15 protein-coding genes and 1 pseudogene are annotated in these 18,897 nt (G+C 55.7%); 4 read left to right on the top strand and 12 right to left on the bottom strand.

Annotation, left to right across the window (positions count from 1 at the left end):
- Positions 1–904 precede the first annotated feature (904 nt).
- Positions 905–1,534: a superoxide dismutase gene (locus HMPREF2756_RS06965; protein ID WP_006886979.1), complete on the top strand. Its 630-nt coding sequence runs from the start codon at positions 905–907 to the stop codon at positions 1,532–1,534.
- Positions 1,535–1,654: 120 nt separating this feature from the next.
- On the opposite strand, the gene HMPREF2756_RS06960 is transcribed toward HMPREF2756_RS06965, so the two are convergent.
- The 10 genes from HMPREF2756_RS06960 to HMPREF2756_RS06915 form a co-directional block, all read right to left on the bottom strand.
- Positions 1,655–3,127 (bottom strand): RNA-binding domain-containing protein, encoded by a 1,473-nt coding sequence (locus HMPREF2756_RS06960; protein ID WP_070619721.1) that lies wholly within the window; start codon positions 3,125–3,127, stop codon positions 1,655–1,657.
- A 296-nt stretch (positions 3,128–3,423) separates the two neighbouring features.
- The gene (locus HMPREF2756_RS06955; protein ID WP_070520941.1) at positions 3,424–4,281 is read right to left on the bottom strand and encodes a bifunctional transcriptional activator/DNA repair enzyme AdaA; all 858 of its coding nucleotides are present in this window, start codon (positions 4,279–4,281) and stop codon (positions 3,424–3,426) included.
- Between the two features lie 169 nt (positions 4,282–4,450).
- Positions 4,451–6,190, bottom strand: coding sequence for an ABC transporter ATP-binding protein (locus HMPREF2756_RS06950; protein ID WP_070619717.1), 1,740 nt, complete (start codon positions 6,188–6,190; stop codon positions 4,451–4,453).
- Positions 6,184–8,043, bottom strand: coding sequence for an ABC transporter ATP-binding protein (locus tag HMPREF2756_RS06945; protein ID WP_070619715.1), 1,860 nt, complete (start codon positions 8,041–8,043; stop codon positions 6,184–6,186). Before HMPREF2756_RS06945 ends, HMPREF2756_RS06950 begins: the two co-directional genes overlap by 7 nt.
- A complete protein-coding gene (locus HMPREF2756_RS06940; protein ID WP_070619712.1) occupies positions 8,037–9,803 on the bottom strand; it encodes an ABC-F family ATP-binding cassette domain-containing protein in 1,767 nt (588 codons plus the stop codon). The genes HMPREF2756_RS06945 and HMPREF2756_RS06940 overlap by 7 nt, the downstream gene beginning before the upstream one ends.
- Positions 9,804–10,097: 294 nt before the next feature.
- A complete protein-coding gene (locus HMPREF2756_RS06935; RefSeq protein ID WP_246825881.1) occupies positions 10,098–10,715 on the bottom strand; it encodes a class I SAM-dependent methyltransferase in 618 nt (205 codons plus the stop codon).
- A 238-nt stretch (positions 10,716–10,953) separates the two neighbouring features.
- On the bottom strand, positions 10,954–11,427 hold the full coding sequence (locus HMPREF2756_RS06930; protein WP_070619709.1) for an MmpS family transport accessory protein: 474 nt from the start codon (positions 11,425–11,427) through the stop codon (positions 10,954–10,956).
- Positions 11,428–11,534: 107 nt separating this feature from the next.
- Positions 11,535–12,176 carry an MmpS family transport accessory protein gene (locus tag HMPREF2756_RS11525; RefSeq protein ID WP_246825880.1) on the bottom strand — a complete coding sequence of 214 codons (642 nt, stop codon included), beginning with the start codon at positions 12,174–12,176 and terminating at the stop codon, positions 11,535–11,537.
- A gap of 429 nt (positions 12,177–12,605) precedes the next feature.
- A complete protein-coding gene (locus HMPREF2756_RS06920) occupies positions 12,606–13,409 on the bottom strand; it encodes an NUDIX hydrolase (protein WP_070619706.1) in 804 nt (267 codons plus the stop codon).
- Between the two features lie 129 nt (positions 13,410–13,538).
- Entirely contained in the window at positions 13,539–13,862 is a 324-nt protein-coding gene (locus tag HMPREF2756_RS06915; RefSeq protein WP_048751111.1) for a putative quinol monooxygenase, read from the bottom strand.
- Positions 13,863–14,049: 187 nt separating this feature from the next.
- Between HMPREF2756_RS06915 and HMPREF2756_RS06910 the strand changes: the two genes are divergently transcribed.
- A complete protein-coding gene (locus HMPREF2756_RS06910; RefSeq protein ID WP_070619704.1) occupies positions 14,050–14,535 on the top strand; it encodes an SRPBCC family protein in 486 nt (161 codons plus the stop codon).
- 117 nt (positions 14,536–14,652) lie between these two features.
- Here the strand turns inward: HMPREF2756_RS06910 and HMPREF2756_RS11520 are convergent, their stop codons facing one another.
- Both HMPREF2756_RS11520 and HMPREF2756_RS11515 read right to left on the bottom strand, forming a co-directional pair.
- Complete coding sequence (locus HMPREF2756_RS11520; protein ID WP_246825879.1) at positions 14,653–14,997, bottom strand: hypothetical protein; 345 nt, start codon at positions 14,995–14,997, stop codon at positions 14,653–14,655.
- Between the two features lie 102 nt (positions 14,998–15,099).
- Positions 15,100–15,156, bottom strand: a pseudogene (locus HMPREF2756_RS11515) (hypothetical protein); the annotation flags it as partial.
- 281 nt (positions 15,157–15,437) lie between these two features.
- On the opposite strand from HMPREF2756_RS11515, the gene HMPREF2756_RS06900 reads away from it, so the two are divergent.
- Both HMPREF2756_RS06900 and HMPREF2756_RS06895 read left to right on the top strand, forming a co-directional pair.
- Complete coding sequence (locus HMPREF2756_RS06900; protein ID WP_070619776.1) at positions 15,438–17,003, top strand: MFS transporter; 1,566 nt, start codon at positions 15,438–15,440, stop codon at positions 17,001–17,003.
- A gap of 219 nt (positions 17,004–17,222) precedes the next feature.
- Positions 17,223–18,725: a CoA-disulfide reductase gene (locus HMPREF2756_RS06895; protein ID WP_246825878.1), complete on the top strand. Its 1,503-nt coding sequence runs from the start codon at positions 17,223–17,225 to the stop codon at positions 18,723–18,725.
- Positions 18,726–18,897 lie beyond the last annotated feature (172 nt).

Below are 18,897 nucleotides of genomic sequence, written 5' to 3'. Positions count from 1 at the left end.
GCACACAGTACGCCAGATCCATACCTTAATACCCCATCAGAGCAGGATGCGCCCGGCGTGTCGCGTTCCTGCGCATTCTGACATTCACAGGGTAAAGGCACCTCTCTCACGACGCGGAACGACAGGGGCAGGCAGTGTAAGCGTGCTCTGGGAGATGCGGCTGATATGACCCCCAATGAACTCTTCCCGAGGCTTTATCCACAGTACTTTTCCACACTGTGGAGAATTTACACGACTGTTATTAGGGAATCTGGCTCACACACGCATCACGCCCACTGTGTCTTAGAACGCACCCGTTAATCCGTGCAAATACACAAAAATAACTCTGAGATGAAAATCTTCGGTGGACGCATCCAGAATTTTGAGGATGTCGAGACAAGTTTTAAACAGATACTTTCCACACCTGTGGAAAACTTTGTGAACAATTTCCACCGGTCATTATCCACAGAATAGGTTGTGCATTATGCACACACTAAATTCTGCTTATGAAAACTATATGCGGTACTAGCACGTGAGTTTTTATGGGCGAAAAGACGCTAAAAAACAGCGAACACGGTAAAAATTACACGTAACATAACGACACTAATTTTCGGCTTTTGGCGTCATAAATCGTCCCTATCTATGCGCGACAGAGAATATCATTATGGGTTATCCACAAAGTTTATCCACAGCGTGGATAACTTACATACCTGTTATTTGCGGGTCTGAATCCCGCAAAAATCCGGCAAATACTCCGAAATCGTGATGAATTTGAAATAAAATCCACGGGTTTATCCACCCCTGTGGAAAACTTTCTCCACCCTATGCACAGCATCCCCGCACAATGCCCAGAACCCACTGAACTCGCAGGCAAACGCTGGTACCCTTGTAACGACGCCATCTTCTGAATGAAAGGGCATACACCATGGCTGAAAAGTACACTCTTCCCGAGCTCCCCTACGACTACGCGGCGCTCGAACCCCACATCTCCGCAAAGATCATGGAGCTGCACCACGATAAGCACCACGCAGCCTATGTTGCAGGCGCAAACGCAGCCCTAGAGCAGCTTGAGGAAGCACGCGCAAACGGCTCCTACGGCAACGTTTCCAAGTTATCCAAGGATCTTGCCTTCAACCTGGGTGGTCACACCAACCACTCCATCTTCTGGAAGAACCTTTCCCCCGAGGGCGGCGACAAGCCCACCGGCGAGCTCGCAGCGGCTATCGACGAGTTCTTCGGTTCTTTCGACAAGTTCCGTGAGCACTTCACCAACGTTGCCCTCACCATTCAGGGCTCCGGCTGGGCAATTCTCGCCTGGGACACCGTGGGCAAGCGCCTCATCATTGAGCAGCTGTACGACCAGCAGGGCAACATCTCGGTGGCACTGATTCCCGTTCTGCAGCTCGATATGTGGGAGCACGCCTTCTACCTGGACTACCAGAACGTGAAGGGCGACTACGTCAAGGCATTCTGGAACATCGTGAACTGGGCAGATGTCGCTGAGCGCTTCGCCCGTGCAGTGTCGCAGACCAAGGGTCTGGTGCTTCCCGAGTAGTCCTTAAGGATTAACGTGCGCTCGCACTCAGGGCGTATCGTATACGGGCGGGTGCCCGGTGCCTTCGTTAGAAGAGGCGCCGGGCACCCGCTTTGCGCTATAGAACTCATGGGTTAGTGGCTACACGGTGATGAGATGGTATACAGAACCGCGACGCCCTGAGTGTGCTCGCTGCTCTGCCATACCTCGTTTGACCAATTTGGGCAGTGCATACCGAACCTGCCGCGCGGTTAACTGGGTATCTTCTACGAGATCGGTGACCGTAGCGGGCTTCTGCGCTAAGGCAGAATACACCTGTGATTCTGTGGCGGATAGTTCCTGCGGTACGTCAACATGCTGGGAAGACTGTGCCGCCCGTCGCTCCCGTGTGGACTGTGCATCGTTGGTGGATCGGTAAATGATAACGCGTACCTGAATACCTTCATCAAGGATGCGAGCCTCGCGCAAACCAGCATTGCGTAAGGCCTGCTGCGCCGCCAAAATACCCCCGCCTTCTCCCTCAATGAGCCGACGACCGTCGCTGAGACGAATATTCTGACAGATAGCGTACAGTGCCTCATTCACAGCCGCAGGGCGGTGCACAAGACCAACCTGACTAGGTAAAATACCCCAAAAACCACCGGGGCTGATGATCTCAACACGGCCACGCTTAATAAAAATCTGCACGAACTTCCCCGAAGCATCCTGCTCATAACTGCGGTGCACAAGGGCATTGGCCACGAATTCGCGCAGAGCCACTAGAGGAATTTCGGGCTCATCCATCAGACCCGCCCCGTCAGGGGTTGTTACGGTGCGGTTTTTAAGATTACGCACAAGCCAGGCAAGCGCATCTTCAAGCATGGCAGGAATAGGGCCTTCGCCCCGAAAACGGTCATCATTACGGGCTGTACCGCTCATAGACACTACGCCGATAATACTTGCCCCAGAATAAAACTGCTGCGGATAATCCCCCAGAGCACATAATCCGGCCAAGGTTAAATCGTTCTGCGCGGCGGCGAGAACATTACGTTTGTGCAGAATTTCCTGGTCAGAGTCATGCCGCAAACGTGCTGAGGAGAGGCGAACCTGACGCAGAAAGTCCTCAGTGTACGGCTCATCTAAATCTTTGATGGACGTGCCAGGAATATTTCGTAGGTCATTCTGTGGTTTATGGCGTTGGGCATACATAAGGCTTAGCGCGTAACTATCCATCGGGTAGTCACCGTCTCCGAGGCGTTGATACGCCACATTACCTTTAAAGCAGGGGCGTTCCTGTACCGGTAACCCTGGAACAGATACGATGAGCACCTGATGATCGCCCAGACCCATATCGGTGGTTTCTACCGCGATTTTTGGTTTGAGATTCTGCGCGGCGTCAATAATTTTCGCTCGTAAATCTTCAAGATCGTAAACGCCCACGGGAGCAAAATCTTGGGATTCGTCCACACCGCATATGATGGTGCCGCCGTCAGGAAGGTTGGCGAAACTGCAGATAGTCTCAGCAATGGACGATGGGTAACCGTTATGCGCCGACTTCACCTCAACGGTCAGGCTATCCCGACCGAGGAGGCGTAGCTCATTCAGAGTTTGTGTTACTTCTTCAGGCGTATACATGTAAATATTGTAACTCTGAGAGTGACAATGTGGACATCTGACCGGGCTGAAAGTTACAAAGCTGGTGATTTTGGGTGACAAAATGTAACTTTCAGACGGGTTTTTGTCACTTTGGCATAAAAAACGGAATGAAAGTGACAAAAATGTGACTCTCGATGGCAATTGTGTAACTTTCACCGGGGAGTCAACGGAACCCCTTTGAACTTTGCCGACTTCCAAAGGGGCACACATACTCGCGGGATGCTCTCGAAAGCGTAAAAACGGGAGCGGGTAAAACTGGGATGGACCGATGTTCGCTAGGCCGCACCGAGTTCTTGGGCGAGAAGCGCCATTTTGCGGCCGCGACCCCAACGGTAATCCCCGATCACCCCGCTCTCACGAATCACTCGGTGGCAGGGAATAATCATGGCAACCGGATTGTGCCCCACAGCGGTTCCCACGGCACGGGCGGCACGCGGGCGACCAATACTCTCAGCTACAGACCCGTAACTTTGCACGGCACCCTGCGGAATATTCAAAAGCGCACGCCACACCTGCACCTGAAACGGCGTACCCTTCAAATGCAGGGCGATGCGCTCCCCGCCGCCACCGAAAATACTCAACGCCTGCTCGTGAAAAGGATGCTCGCCCTCATGCAACTGCGCATTCGGGTATTCGGCGCGCAGGTTCGTAAGAGCCGCATCCGGGTTATCGGCGAATGCCATATGACATATGCCTTTATCCGTTGCGGCGATCAGCACCATGCCGAAAGGGGACGCGGCGTAACGCCAGACGATGCGCAGGTTCGCCCCGCCGTTCTTATACTCACCGGGGGTCATGCCCTCAATGGTGACGAACGCATCGTGCAGGCGCCCTGTGCCGCTGAACCCGCTCGACCAGGCCGCATCGAGCGTGCTCTGCTGCCCAGCGAGCGCCGCCTTCGCCCGTTCAAGGCTGATATGCTGCAGCATTTTCTTGGGGCTCACTCCCGCCCACTGCTGGAACTGCCGCTGCAGGTATTCGGGGCTCACATGAACTGCCTGGGATACCTGCGCGAGCGTGGGCTGATCTGCGGCGTGGTCATATAGGTACTCGATAGCGGCGGCTATGCGCCCGAACTGGACGGTTTGCTCGATCGGGTCTGTGCTCGCTGCAGAACGGTCTGTGATGCTCAAAGATTCTCCTAGTTCAAGGTCTTAACACTAGAGAATACGGATGTTCCGGGTGGAAAACGACCCGATTCTTGACCTTGTGCGCGGGAGGCGTAGAAGCGGGAGTATTCTCATCGCTCCGGAATAAGAAACTTCTCCCGGATTGGTGGGGTTGGCTGAAGCGACCGAGTAATCACCCTGTCTGTGAAGCAAAAAGCCGGGCGAAATAGGAGTCGCGTGCCATCAGCTCGGCGTAGGTGCCGGATTCAACGATTTTACCGGCATCCATCACATAAATACGGTCGGCATGACGCAGCGTCCAGGCGCGATGCGAGACCAGAATCGTCATGTGATCCGCCGCAATCTCGCGCAGAGAGGCGAAAATATCTTCCTCCGTTTCGGCATCGATAGCACTGGTTGGTTCGTCCAGAACCCACAGGTCGGTATTGCGCAAAATTAGGCGAGCCAATGCGAGCCGCTGCCATTGCCCGCCCGATAGACCAACGCCGCCCCATTGTTCACCCAGTTGAGCGTCTAAACCGGCAGGCAGGGTGCGAACAAACTCGGCGGCGTGGGCTTTGTTGAGCGCATCCCACAGTTGCTCGTCGGTTGCGGAGCGCCCGGAAATCCCCATGAGGAGATTCTGCCGAACCGTCAGCTCGTAGCGTCCAAAATCCTGGGTGAGAATAGTTGCCAGCCGGTGCCGTTCGGCGGAATCGAGAGCATTCACCGGGGTGTTGTCGAAAAGAACACGCCCCTCGTGAACGGCGAGCATGCCCAGAATCCCATGTACTAGCGTGGTCTTGCCCGCACCGTTTGCCCCCACGAACGCAATTGTTTGACCGCGCTCAATCTTGAAGGATACCCCGCGCACCACAGGTTTTTCAGCGTTGGGGTAGGTGATGGAAAGGTTCTCGATGCGCACGCGGCTAAGCGGCGCATCAAGAGTGGCGACCGCCTTGCGAGACGGATTTTCGGAGCCTTCCAGAAACTCTCTATACCGTGTAATTCCGTTAGCCCCGGCGCCGAGCGAGCTCATATCGTGACTCGCTGCAGTCAGCGACATCATGGCGGAAAGCGCGCCCACTATTGCACCAGAGATGATACCCGCGCTCGCCCCGGAGGACACCAGAAAATCTAGCGCACCCACCAGGAAGACTGCGCACATTACCCCCGATATTACCTGCAAACGCAGGGCATATGCGGTAAGTTTCACCTCTTCGTCAGCGGCCAGCCTGCGTTGTCGGTTAGCCCGTGCCGCAAAGAACCAGCCTGCTTTCAGGGTCGAAAGTTCTTCAGCGGTATCCGGGTAGGCTATTTGGTTGGTAGCGTACCAGGCTCGGTGATTATGCGCATAAATGCTATCCCAGGCCTGCTCGTTGTGCCGTGTGTACAGTCCCGCTACGAACGCCACCGGAATCAGGCACAACAGAAGGCATGCCGCCGCCTCAGGGCTGACGCGAGCTACCATGACGCAGAGCGAACCCACCATAAGAAACGTGAAGAGAAGTACTCCGGTGCTGGTTACTTGGGTGTGCAGGTGACCGTTGGCGACCGCATCCTGGGCGGCACGCGAGCGCTGCGAAAATGAGCCGCGCGAAATCTGCTCGGGGGTGAGGGAAGCGAGCCTGCGGGCGATCGCCCGGATACCTGTTTGCGCCATACCTGCCCGCAGCGACATATCCAGCGAATTAGACACCTGCTGTAGGGCAAGGTTACCCGCCAGCACGCCCCCGGTTACGCCCGCCCACGTGAGTGCAGTGTGCGTATCCCCGGTGCTGAGCGAGTCGGTGATTGCGGCTATGAGGAGCATCTGTACGCTGGGCAGAAACGAGAGCACTGTGAGAAGGGTGAACGAGCTGAGTACAAGAATAGGATGCGCCCGCAGCGCATACCGCAGGGCCCAGAGAGTTTGTCTAATCGTTTTTAACACGATGGTGTTCCTTCTTTCGTGAACCCGGTGTCATCTGCGGATTCGGCACCGTCAGCAACCGGCAAGTTCGACGGCGTGTGTTCCGGCGCATCCTTTATCTGTGAGGCGAAAATTTCGGCGAACCGCCCGCCAGCGCCTAATAGTTCGGTGTAGGTTCCCGATTCGACGATGGTTCCGTGATCCACTACATGAATGATGTCCGCGTGTTTGAGAGTCCAGGCTCGATGTGAGACCAGAATTGTCATGTGATCCGCCGCAACTTTGCGCAGGGTAGCGAAAATCTGCTCTTCGGCGTGGGCATCAATAGCGCTGGTCGGCTCGTCCAGAATCCATAGGGCAGTGTTACGCAGGATCAGACGCGCCAATGCTAAACGCTGCCATTGCCCGCCCGATAGACCAGCGCCGCCCCACTGCTCACCCAGCTGAGTGTCTAAACCGGCAGGTAGAGCCTGCACGAACTCGGCGGCACGGGCTTTGCTGAGCGCATCCCAGAGACGCTGATCGGTGGGCGGTTCCTGCCCCTGAGCGTGCGTGCCCAACAGCAGGTTTTCTCGCACTGTCAGCTCGTACCGCCCGTAGTCCTGGCTGAGCAGGGTGGTGTGCTTAAAAACCTGTTGCATGCTTAGCGACTCGACCGGAGTATCGTCGAAGAGCACGCTGCCTGCGGTGGTGGGAGTCAGTCCGAGAAGTCCGCGTACCAGCGTAGTCTTGCCCGTGCCGCTGGCACCGACCAAAGCCACCATCTGCCCGCGTTTTATATGCAGGTTCACGTGGTGCAGCGTTGGTGCATCCGCCCCGGGATAGGTGACGCTCAGATTGCGTACAGTGAGTTCGCGCGGAGAATCACCGGTTGCGGGCGGATTATGATGCGTTGTCTCTGAAGCAAGCACATAGCGCGGATTATCCACAAACGCGCGGTACTGAGCAATTGACATCGCCCCGTTCGAGACCTGCCCGAAGGCGTAGCCAACATCCTGCGTGGACGCAATACAGGTGAGCGTTCCCACCAGCGCACCGGCAATCTCGCCCGCGCTCGCCGTGGAGCCGATCAGGCAGTAGAGCGCACCCATCAGCAGCACCGAGCAGATGAGCCCGGCGAACCCCACCACGATGCCGCGCACCGCCTCCAGATTATATTCCCGCCCGGTGGCACGATCACGTGCCCGCGCCACACCGTCAGCGAAGAAACCACCGGCCCCTAGGGTCGCGATTTCCCGGGCTGTACTGGGGTGGGTGAGCGCATCCAGAAAATATGCCTCTTCACGGCGGTCCTCATAAACCTGCCCGTAGATGCGGTAGTCACGTTTCGCCAGCAGAACCATCGCGGCAGAGAGCGGAACCATGCATCCCGCCACAAAGAACGCAGCCGGAAGGTTCGTGCCTGCAATTGTCGCGCACAGCAGCAGAACCATCGCCACGGCGGCACAGAGAGTCACCACGGAATTTGCCTGCGTGGGGATCTCCTGCTTCGTAAGAGATTCACGGGCTGCACGAAGATGCTTCTGCATCTCGGATTCATTCATCATCTCAGGATTCACCCGCGCCAGGGTGGTATTGAGTTTCTGATGCGCGGCGGCATTCACGCGCGCCTTCGTCATGGTGAAGAGCGACATGCTTGCCCGCTGCACCAGAAGGTACGCCGCCACGAGGACACCGATTACCGCGGCCCACGTGAGTGATGCTGCAGTATCGCCGGAGGCCACCGAACCCACCGCAGCATTCACCAGCATCACCTGCGCGCTCGGCATGAACGTGAGAAGCAGGGCCGTACAAACCGCAGCAAGGAAGGGAATGGGTGCCGTGTGAAGGGTTATACGGAATGCCCACGGGATGGAACGAAGAATGTTTAGCACGGTGCCTCCCTGAGGGTTTTTGCCGAAAGGCTGAGTGTGCGGTCGATGCGGATGCGCTCGCAAAAATCCTCATCGTGGCTAACGATGATCAACGCGCCGGTATAGGCGTCGAGCGCCTGCACCAGCCAATCCACCGACGAAATATCCAGGTTATTCGTAGGCTCATCCAGCAGAAGAAGCTGCGGCACCGGGTCGGTGAGCAGAATCGTCGCCAGCGCGGCACGAAAACGTTCGCCCCCGGAAAGCTCCCCAATACGCTGATGCACGCTCTCGCGCCTGAACAACAGCCGCGCCAGTTGGTCGCGAAGATGCTGTTCGCTCGCCCCCTGGTTCGCCCGCTGCACGGTTTCAAGGAGGGTGCATTCAGGGTCAAGCGTAATGCGCTGCGGCAGATACGCGGCGTTGTCCAGGCGGTAGAGCACCCGGTAAGCGGGCAGCACGGGGGAGCGGTAGTCGGGGTCATTCGCGTGCGCTATCGCGTTGAGAAGCACGGTCTTGCCGCTGCCGTTCGCTCCCATGATGCGCAAATGCTCGGGTCCGGTCAGGATAAGAGCCTTGGGAAAGTCTTGGCCGCAGGACGAATAATCAACTTCATAAGATTGTGTTTCACGTGAAACTGTATTTTGGGTGTGTGCATTCTTAAAATCGGCACTCTGTTGCGCAGACGCGCAAGGGTCTTTCCCCACCCGCTGTAATTCCAGTACCTTCCGCCCTGCCGGGAGCGCATCCTGAGCAAGTTCCAGATAGATACGCTCCTGCACGCGCAGGTTCTCTTGGGCTTCTTCATAGATAGACTGTGTCTTGGAAAGGTCTGAGCTACGGGTTCCGCGTAGCTTGTTTGCTGCTTGGCGCGAGGCATCTTTAGCAAGAGCTCGAATCGTATCTGGTTGGTCGTCTTTCCAAACATGGGAGGTATTGCGTGATATAACTTCATGGGCACGAATCCATTCTTTCTTAGCCTTACGCATCTCATTTTTCGCCTCGTTCACGCGGCGATGCGCGGCGCTCTGCTCAGCCTTTCGCGCCGCTCGGTAGGTGTCGTAGTTGCCCTCATATGTGTGCAGATGCGCCCGCCCCTCACGGTCGGCGTGCAGCTCGGCAATCGCGTTCATATGCGCGAGCAGATCCCGGTCATGGCTGATGATGAGCGCCGGGCAGGTGAGGGTTTCAAGAGTCGTGAAAAGCCGATTCTTCGCGGCGGAATCCAGGTTATTTGTGGGCTCATCCAGCAGGATAAACTCGGGGTTCGAGCGCAGAAGCGCGGCGAGGGCGGCAGTGACCGTCTGACCGCCCGAAAAGGTGCTAAGGGGGCGCATCAGAAGGTCGCGAATGGCGTGCGGGTCGGCGGCATCCGTGGTGCGCGCAGGACTAAAACCGTACTCGGCAAGGACTGCGAGGGTGCGCTCTTCAACATCCCAGGTGTCGCCAATGGTTTCATAAAGGCTAGGGGAGTAGTCGCCCGATTCCAGGGCATCAAGCGCTCGCAGAATTTTTGTAATTCCAAAAATATCGGCAAGATGCTGATGCTCGCTCAACCCTAAATCTTGCGGCAGATACGCTATGCGCGGCGGGGTGCTGATTGTGCCGTGACTAGGCTTTATCTCGCTAAGAATAAGCCTGAAGAGGGTAGTTTTCCCGGTGCCGTTATCGCCAATAAGCCCGGTGAGCGGGGCGGAAAATACGGCGGAGAGGTCGGTGAAAAGCGGGGGTTCACCCGGATGCGCATACGAAATATGGTCGAGTGTAATGTAGCGTGGCATGGGCCGAGTCCCTTCGAGTAGGTGCTCGGGTCCCCGCCAGCGCAGCGCGCGTTAGGCGTGAGGGCATGAAAAAACCCGAGCACGGTGTTTAGATACACGTAAGCCCGGGTAGTGGGGTGGGCGCATAAAAGCGCTCTGACCTGGTATTTTGATCCGGGCTATGCTCGGGAGCCGTTCATGTGCTGGTGCCTCCTCGTGTGCCGATGCGCTTCCGTGCGCCTCGGTGGAATAGATAGGGACAATCCGGAATGTGACCCGGATAACCTCTAGTGTAGGGAGTGGCGATAGCGCCTGTCAATCATGGGGCGCATTAATCTTTGGCTTGCGCGCTACTATCGCCAGGTGGTCGCGGTGCCTCCCGGTGCTGCGGGTGTGAACTTCTTTCACCGTAAACCCAGCCTTCTCGCACAGCGCGGAAAACTCTGGAACGCTCACATAATAGGCGGTTGTTACGGCGTGTGTGAAGGGCAAACCGTGTTCGCCCAGAAACATCCCCAGAAGAAGGCTTCCTCCCGGAATCAACAGCCGATAGAACTCGGTGAGTGTGCCGGTAAGGTGAGCTGGCGGCGTGTGAATGAGCGAATACCAGGCAAGAATTCCCGCAAAAGACCCGTCAGTATAAGGCGTGTGTGCCATATCCATGACCTCGAAGTTAAGATTTGGGGCGCTAGAGGCGGCGCGGGCATGGGCAATAAATTCGGGAGTTACATCTATGCCTGTGACGAGCCGGTCTGCGGAGGCGAGCAGGCGCGCCCAATGCCCGGGGCCGCATCCGGCATCAAGAATACTGCCTGGCACGGATGCGCCCCACGAGGTGATCAGGGCAATATCAGTCGGTTCCATCTGATCGAGCGACCCCAGCGCCTCACAATATTCCGCCGCCCGCGCCCCATACCTGCTGCTGACTGTCACTAGGCGATCCCTTTCCACGTTGAGGCTGCAGAACGCGTATATACGCGGATAGCTTTTATATTTACACATTAGTGCCAGCTGGCGCGAGGCTGACGTCGGACAAAGTGCCTCGTAAGCTCTGCTCGAACTCTTGTAAACATCGAGCTCCGGCACCTTCAAAGATGCCGGAGCTCTGATTCGGCCATGAGCTACTGTTACTTACTAATAAGTCCCGGTAGCTGGTTTCAGGTATTTTTGGTTACTTGTCTCCATATCCAAAATCGGCAGAGAGATTGCAATGTGCGCTGGAGTATCCGTCTCCTGTAGCCTTCTGCTCATCTTTAACTTCGCCGTTAACGATGATCTTGCACGTTACTTCTACGCCGTCTTCGGTGGAACTGACGTGGAGGTTATAACCGTCTTTGCGCTTAGTCTGATCTTCTTGCTTCCATTCGCCGTTAAAATCTGCGCTGCTTGTAGACCCTAGTGTGCCATATGTCACGTGTCCTTCGCCGGTGGAGGTCGCTACTAGCTCAACTTTGATATCCTCGTCTGCATGGGCTGACGCAGAACTAATGGAATCTGACGCAGATTTTGCGCCAGCAAAAACTAGCGCTGAGCATCCTGCAAAAATGAGGAGAATGACCAGGCAGCCGCCACCAAGAAACCAAGGCCATTTAGGTTTTTTCTTGGGTTCGGGCATGGGGTATTGAGGTGCGGAAGGTTGAGACATCAGTGTTTCCTTAGAAATAGTTGTAAGTAATTTGTGTGATAACGGTACCGGCCATTGGTACCGCAGTAATTATAGATCTCTGCGTGATGAGTTTGTCTATTCGATGGTTATAACGTAGAGCAATAAGCGCTGCCATATTTACCGGTGGCACTTTTCTCTGATTTAACTTTGCCGTCAATTATGAGTTTGCAGGTGACGACCTGTGAATCATCAGAGTTGAAAATGTCTCCACTAACGGAAACGCTGTAATAATCTCTCTTGCCAATTTCTTCGGTGTATGACCATGAATTTTCAAATTTTGCGGTGTTATGCGACCCTGAACCTCCGTAGGATGCATTTCCAGAGCCTGACGCAGTAGCTTCAATGGTCACAGTACGCGTATTTTTCTTTGTGGTTGTGTGAGTGTTTTGTGGCGGTTCTTCTTTCTTTTCTTCGGCGGGAGGTTGCGCGGCGGTGCTTTCTGGGGTTGCTTCTTCGGGCATGTGAGAAGAAGCAACAGCAGAGGGGCTTGCCGATGCTGGCCTGCTGGGAGACGATGCGCCAATGAGGGCTATCACTCCAACAAATACCAGGCCAAGAGCCAACAGCCCGGCACAGCCCAGGCAACCTATGAGTGTGTAGGTTCCTGCTTTATTTTCATTGGGTTTAGCGAGTGAAGGTTGGTTATTGTAAGGGGTGCCTTCCATGGTGTATTCCTGTTCTACGCAGAGAACAAAAAATATAATACTCCATCTACGAAAATTATTCATCAGAAAAAACTTTTCATGTCTGATGTGAGGATTCTATGTCTGAAAAAGCCGATATACCGCTGAACTTGTCTTGACACTGTGCTTTAGTAAGAAGCTCACATGAAAATTTTTCATGTCTGGCTTTGTTATTTATGTGTAGACATCAAAACTTAATGTCTGAGGGCTCTTCTCTGTCAATCACCGCAGATTTGCCACAGTAACAAGGGTTCTTAATGCAGGATTTTCTGCTGACCAAGACGTCATGATGCGGAGAATATAAAAACGGGGGTGTTTTCTTCAGGCGGGAGCACTTTACTGCTCCCGTATGAAGAAAACACCCCCGGATTCAGAGTGTCTGATATTCCACCAGTCTTAAACCTGGTACCAGTACTCTACACGATCAAAATAACGACCCCTGAGCGGCACAAAATTGCCGCTCCCGGAACTCGTCTAAGACTCGCGGCGTTCGCGGTACATGCCCAGCGGACCCGCATCCGCATAAGCCTGCGCCGTGTTGTAACGGTATAGGCGCGGTGGGCGGTGGCGGGTACCTTCAATACGCCGGCCGGTATCAATAATCGACTTTGAAGCTGCAATCTGGCGGCGGAAATTCGCGGGATCCAACGGGCGACCGAGAATTGCCTCGTACACCTCACGCAGCTGTGCCAACGTGAACTCATCACCCAAGAACGAGTGCGCAATACGCGAATATTCGACCTTATTCTGCAGGCGATACAGGGCGTACTCCACAATCTCGTTGTGGTCGAAAGCCAGCTCGGGAAGCTCATCTACCGGGAACCAGCGAATATTTTCGTGCACGCGAGTCTGCGAAACCTCAGTCGCCGGGATCGAGGCCCAATAAACCACCGAAACCACGCGCTCATGATCCGCCCCAGGCGCCGGAACCGGCGTGCCGTTGATGCGCGCTGCACGCGCCTCCGGGGCACGCAAAACATCACCGAACGCATACAGCTGTTCCAAATACCCAGGCTCAAGACCGGTCGCGCGCTTGAGCGTGTACCCCGCCGCCTGCTCTAGGGACTGCTGGGACTGCAAGGGACCGCCAGGAAGCGCCCACTGACCCTTATAGGGCTCGCGCAGGCGGCGCACCAGCGGCAGCCAAAGACTTGGGCGCGCACTATTCTTTTTGTGGCGTAATGCAAGAATCACGGTAGAAACCGCTAACGAAACCGAACTGTGGTCGACCTCGTGTTCTTCGGGGACCTCAGCTTGGTAATGTGGTGATGAGTTCATCCATGACTCCTGTACTTATTTTTGTGTGCACTATAACCATCTTAAGGGTAAAAACGGCGTCGCACGACTTACGGCGCGCGCATCCGGCGGATACACGCGCTGCATAGTCAGGCTCTTGATGTAAAGCGGCTAATTCTCGATGTTCAGCTCCCCCATAGCACCCCAACTGTCGCCGTCGATCTGACGGGAGATAATCTTCGGAGTCTCGCGCAGGGCCGGGCGCATATCGGTCATAGCTTGGGCGAAATGCGCGGAGTTCACGTGCGCCGCCGCGCCGTCATCCTCGAACGCCTCTACCAGCACGAACTCGTTCGGATCCTCAACGCTGCGCGACCACTCAAACCACTTGTTTCCGGGTTCGGCACGGGTTGCCTCGGTGAAGTTGCGGGTTAAATCCAGCCATTTTTCGGTGTATTCGGGCTTGACGGGAAATTTCACAACAATAAAAATCATAACGACTCCTAATACGCAAGATACGGAACACTTCTATTCTTTCACAGGATGCACTCGCGCGGGCAGAGCTTCAGATTCACGAGCAGGTCGGATTTCGTCGACAAGGTAGGATTTTCCAACCTGCTCGGGCCAAAAACCACCTGCTCGCGGCTAGTCGTGGGGTGTTCACGGGCGTAGGGTTAAAGGTATGACTACTGCACAGATAAAGTTCCTTGAGACTGACCTCGCCATGATCTCTGCCGAAACTACTCTGCGGGTGGCGGCAAGTGATGTGTACGCCCTAATTGCCGACCCCGCTCGCCATACCGAGCTTGACGGAGGCGGTTCGGTGCGCGGACTGATATCCGGCGGCACCCCCGAACTGCGCGAGGGCGATAGCTTCACCGAAAAAATGTTCCTGGGCCTGCCGTACCGCATGTCTCCCAAGGTCGTGCGCGCCGAAAAGAACCGGGCCCTCTCGTGGCGTATGCCCACCGGCCACTACTGGACCTGGGAGATCGCAGATAACCACGACGGCACCGTGACCGTGCGTGAAACCTGGGATGCTTCCGAAGCGAAAATTTTTGGGTTCATCCCAGCTGCGCCGGTATTCCGTAGGGTTGGTGTGTTCGCGCGTAACCGCCGTAATATTGGGCTGTCGCTGGCGAAACTGCACCGCACCTTCGAGGGGTAGAGGCTGTTTCTTGCCTGCTTCTTGCCTGCGAGCAGATAGTATTTCGACGAAAAGATAGCAATCCGTTATCTGCTCGTCGAAATACTATCTGCTCGCGGTGTTATACCGATACAAACACTACCGTGCTGCGCGCCTGAGAATGTCGAGCGCATCCAGCAGAATATCCCGATCGGCCTTGATGCGTTTGCGCGCCGCCGGGTTCGCCATGCCTCCCGCAAACGCCGCGCTGTAATACATGCCGTCCCCCAGCAAAAGCACGGTGCGCGCCATCTTATCGTCCCCAATCTCCGCGCGAATCAGCTCATACCACTGCCCCTGAATCTCGTCCATGAGTTCGCGTGCCGCCGGGTTCTTATCCTGCGCCAACCGCGAGAGGGCAACCAGGCATATATCGAATGGGGTGCCCTGAAAGGTTGAGGTGTTGATGTAATAGGCGCTGGCCCCCTCGGGTGCGGCGCGCATCTTCTCAAGGTCTTCGTCTGCGTAGGTGCGGGTGCGGTCTAAAAGCGCTTGGAAGAGCGCCTTTTTCGAGCCGAAATGATAGAGCAGCCCACCTTTAGAAACTTTCGCTTGGGCGGCGACCGCATCAAGGGTTGCGGCACGTTCACCGGCCTGTACCAGCAGATGTTCATAAGCGTCTAGAATCTGCTCGCGCGAGTTGTTGGCGCGGGTCGCACGGGGTTCTGGAGGCGCTGGCTGGGGTAGTCATAATAACCATTCTACGGATTAGAAACTTTACCGTCTAGTTGGTATAGTTGGTGTGTCCGTGGTTGTCTGCGCGGCGCATCCTTACTACCCTAAACAAAGCCTCTAGCAGCAACCCCTCTGCGGGCTATGAGCACTTGCCGCCCGGCGCATCTGCCGCAAGTGCCGAAAACTCCCAGATGCGTGTGAACACAACGATGAACAACTCATACCCCGTCACCGAGGCGCTGCCTATTCACGCGCCCGATCAGAAAATCAAACGGTGGATTGCTTTGACCGTGCTCATGCTGCCGGTGCTGCTTGTCTCGGTCGATAACACCGTGCTCGCATTCGCCGTACCCTCAATCGCGCAGGCGCTCGAACCATCCTCCAGCGAGCAACTCTGGATCGTAGACGCCTACTCGCTCGTGCTCGCTGGGCTGCTCGTGCCTATGGGAAGCCTGGGGGATCGCATCGGGCGGCGTAAAATCCTGCTGATCGGTTCCGTCGGGTTTGCAGTTATCTCAGCACTCGCCGCATTCGCACCCACCGCTCTGCTGCTTGTCGTCGCCCGCGCCGTACTCGGGTTCTTCGGCGCCATGCTCATGCCCGCCACGCTCTCACTCATTCGCAACATCTTCCGTGACCCGAAAGAACGCCGCACCGCAATCGCCGTGTGGGCGGCAGGCTTCTCCGCCGGTGCAGCACTCGGTCCCATCGTGGGCGGATTCCTGCTGAGCCATTTCTGGTGGGGGTCGGTGTTCCTCATGGCGGTACCCGTACTCGTACCGTTCCTCGCCCTAGCACCCATGACCGTGCCCGAATCGAAGGATCCAAACCCCGGACCGCTCGATATGGTGAGCATCCTGCTCATTATGATCGCCATGATCGGCGTAACCTTCGGCCTCACCCATATTTCTGAGGCAGGCGTGGATGCGCTCGCACTCACCACCGCGCTTATTGGCACCGTATTCGGGTTCTTCTTCGTGCGCCGTCAACTGCGCCGCGGACGTGCGGGAACCACCCCCATGCTCGATGTTCGTCTCTTCAAAAACACCGTGTTCACCGGGGGGATTCTGGCGAGCCTGTTCGCCATGTTCGTAGATGTTGGGTTCCTGCTCTTCGTCTCGCAGCATTTGCAGCTGGTTTCAGGGTACTCTCCCATGCAGGCTGGACTGTTCCTGATTCCCGGTCTGGCGTGCACCATTGTTGCGGGCCTGTACGCCGCTAAGCTCGTTTCGCGGTTCCACCCGGCGGTGATTGTGTCTTCAGGGCTTGCCTTGGGTGCCCTCGGGTACCTGTTTGTGGTGTTCTTTGGTTCGCGCAACGACCTTCTGCTCATGCTTTCCTTCATGTTCCTAGGGTTGAGCGTGGGTGCAGCACAGACCATCTCGAATGACCTAATTCTTTCCAGCGTTCCAGCGAATAAGGCGGGTGCTGCGTCGGCGATTTCTGAGACCGCCTATGAGTTCGGCACCGTGCTGGGTACCGTGGTGATCGGTGGCATGCTGACCGCAATTTACCGTGCACAGGTGATGGTTCCCGCCGGTCTTAATGCGGATGCGGCCCATGCGGCGGGCGAAACCCTCGGCGGCGCGACCGCAGTTGCCGGGCAGCTTCCCTCGGATCTAAGTGCCGAGCTGCTGCATTCGGCGCATGCCGCATTCGATTCGGGTGTGTTGGTAACCGCAACCTTTAGCGCCGTGCTTCTGGCGGTGCTGTCGGTCTTCACCTACCGGATGCTCCACTCGGCACCCGCCGAACTGGAGAAAGCAGAGCACTAGGACGGAACTCCGGTTTCACTGCTAAAAAGAGCCTTTATGTAAATAAAGCGGTAAAAAATACTCTTTATTCACATAAAGGCTCTTTTTATCGCGGAGGTAGATACCGGTAAGGCGGCAGAAAATGCATAATTCAGGGAATAAAATTTTACATGGAAACCAAATGAACGCGGCAGAAAGAAGCTCAGATGCTACGGTAGAAGTACCAGCTTCAGCGAGTAGGTGCCGCGTCAGCTTACGCGTTCTTTGCCGCCGCATCCGCGCATCCAGGCTACTAGGATGCGCACAAGGGCAGTCGCTACAGTCGCCGCGCGCCGGGAGGATAACCACGTGGATATTAAAGACTGGATGGCGCCTATGGTCACGCTCGCCATCGGCGCCAGTACCATTTTCATCTCCTATAAAAACTACCAATCACAAACTCAAGCCAAACCCTCGGAACTTGCCCGCTTAGAGCTGTGGAGCAAATTGCTTGCGGAAGCGGGAATCGACATTGGCGACCTGCCGCCCGAGGATGAACTTACCGCCGAACAGCGCGAGATCCTTGAAAATTACCGGGTTTTCCTCAAGCGTGCATCGCTCGAATCGAAGCTGCGTAAGGTCGGTATCGAGAATAACCGCCTATTCAACCTGTTGATGAAACGCGCGCATTCTCCCGTAAAGCCTACCCCCATCGGGTTTGGCGATTCCATTATTTACTATCGTCTTATTCTGTGGCTTTTCGCCTTTATTTGGATTCCGATAGCCACCATTTTCTTGGGTATTCCGGTGCTGATCTCGTTCGGTGCGTATTTGTACCGCATGTTTATAACCCGCAGCGCCGATAACTATGTGGACTATTCAATTCCGGTTGGCTCGCTCGTCATCATCATTATTGGGCTTCTCGCCGTTGGCGGGCTCTGGTACCTACAAAACAAGATTCGTTCGGCGATTATCGCCAATAACGTGTATTTCTATTTCTGGGACACCTACGGCGCCAAGCGAGGCAGCCGCGATTCCGTGCAGGCGTACACCGAGCGGCTGACCGCGAAAACCTACTCTGACCTGCTTTTTATTGGGCAGCACGAGTTCGCGCAGCAGTTCCGCGAGAACATGTACATGGCGGGCATTCAAGAGATTGATGAATATCCGCGCGTGCTCAGCGATGTGGGCATGATTCCGCGCAACCACCAGGTAGTTGAGGCGACCGCAGACTACAACTGGCTTGACCGTATTATCAACTGGATGCGCGCCAAGATCGGCATGGAACCGAAGCCTGCACGGGTTATCTACACCCTGGAACGTAAACCTCCGAAGGGTGCGGGAGCAACCGCGACATCCGGGCTTGACGTGCAGCTTCATGAGCTCAAGCCAGGCAAGAAGAAGCGTTTTAGGCGCAAGCGCAAGAAGGGTCGGGTGCTTATGCAGGCTGAGCCGGCGACGGATGCGGTGCCCCTCTACACCGAGCATCCTGACGATGCGGCGAATGACGCCTCGGAGGCTGATTCCGCGTCAGCTTCGCAGCCTCAAGTGGTGAACGGCCCAACTCTGACTGACGAATTGGTTGAGGACCTCAGCACCGGGCAGATCCCGCTGGTTCAGGTTCGCAGAGAGCAGGGGCAGAAGTCGCAGAAGAATGCGGGCACCGAGGATGCTGGCTCGGCAGAAACGTATGGCGTAGATAGTGCCGCTGAAGGTGTACGTGCGGATTCTCCGAAATCGGCATCGGAAGGTTCACCTGAGTAATACGCATATCTCGGGGTGCGAAAAAGGCTCTTTATTTCAATAAAGCGTTAGAAATCTTGCTTTATATAAATAAAGAGCCTTTTTAGCATCAGATAAATTAAAAGTATTATTTTTTGAGAATATTCAGGGAGCTTCCATTGAATACCCAGGCTATAAGCTTAGGGTGAAGCCA

Origin of the sequence: Rothia sp. HMSC067H10, from assembly GCF_001810635.1 — a bacterium.
Lineage (GTDB): Bacteria > Actinomycetota > Actinomycetes > Actinomycetales > Micrococcaceae > Rothia > Rothia dentocariosa.
This window is presented reverse-complemented; position numbering and strand designations above follow the sequence as displayed.

Bases quoted from the DNA above. Each gene is read 5' to 3' on its own strand.
- HMPREF2756_RS06965 (WP_006886979.1), top strand. From the start codon at position 905: ATGGCTGAAAAGTACACTCTTCCCGAGCTCCCCTACGACTACGCGGCG.
- HMPREF2756_RS06960 (WP_070619721.1), bottom strand. From the start codon at position 3,127: ATGTATACGCCTGAAGAAGTAACACAAACTCTGAATGAGCTACGCCTC.
- HMPREF2756_RS06940 (WP_070619712.1), bottom strand. From the start codon at position 9,803: ATGCCACGCTACATTACACTCGACCATATTTCGTATGCGCATCCGGGT.
- HMPREF2756_RS06930 (WP_070619709.1), bottom strand. From the start codon at position 11,427: ATGTCTCAACCTTCCGCACCTCAATACCCCATGCCCGAACCCAAGAAA.
- HMPREF2756_RS11525 (WP_246825880.1), bottom strand. From the start codon at position 12,176: ATGAATAATTTTCGTAGATGGAGTATTATATTTTTTGTTCTCTGCGTA.
- HMPREF2756_RS06920 (WP_070619706.1), bottom strand. From the start codon at position 13,409: ATGAACTCATCACCACATTACCAAGCTGAGGTCCCCGAAGAACACGAG.
- HMPREF2756_RS06915 (WP_048751111.1), bottom strand. From the start codon at position 13,862: ATGATTTTTATTGTTGTGAAATTTCCCGTCAAGCCCGAATACACCGAA.
- HMPREF2756_RS06910 (WP_070619704.1), top strand. From the start codon at position 14,050: ATGACTACTGCACAGATAAAGTTCCTTGAGACTGACCTCGCCATGATC.
- HMPREF2756_RS11520 (WP_246825879.1), bottom strand. From the start codon at position 14,997: ATGCGCGCCGCACCCGAGGGGGCCAGCGCCTATTACATCAACACCTCA.
- HMPREF2756_RS06900 (WP_070619776.1), top strand. From the start codon at position 15,438: ATGAACAACTCATACCCCGTCACCGAGGCGCTGCCTATTCACGCGCCC.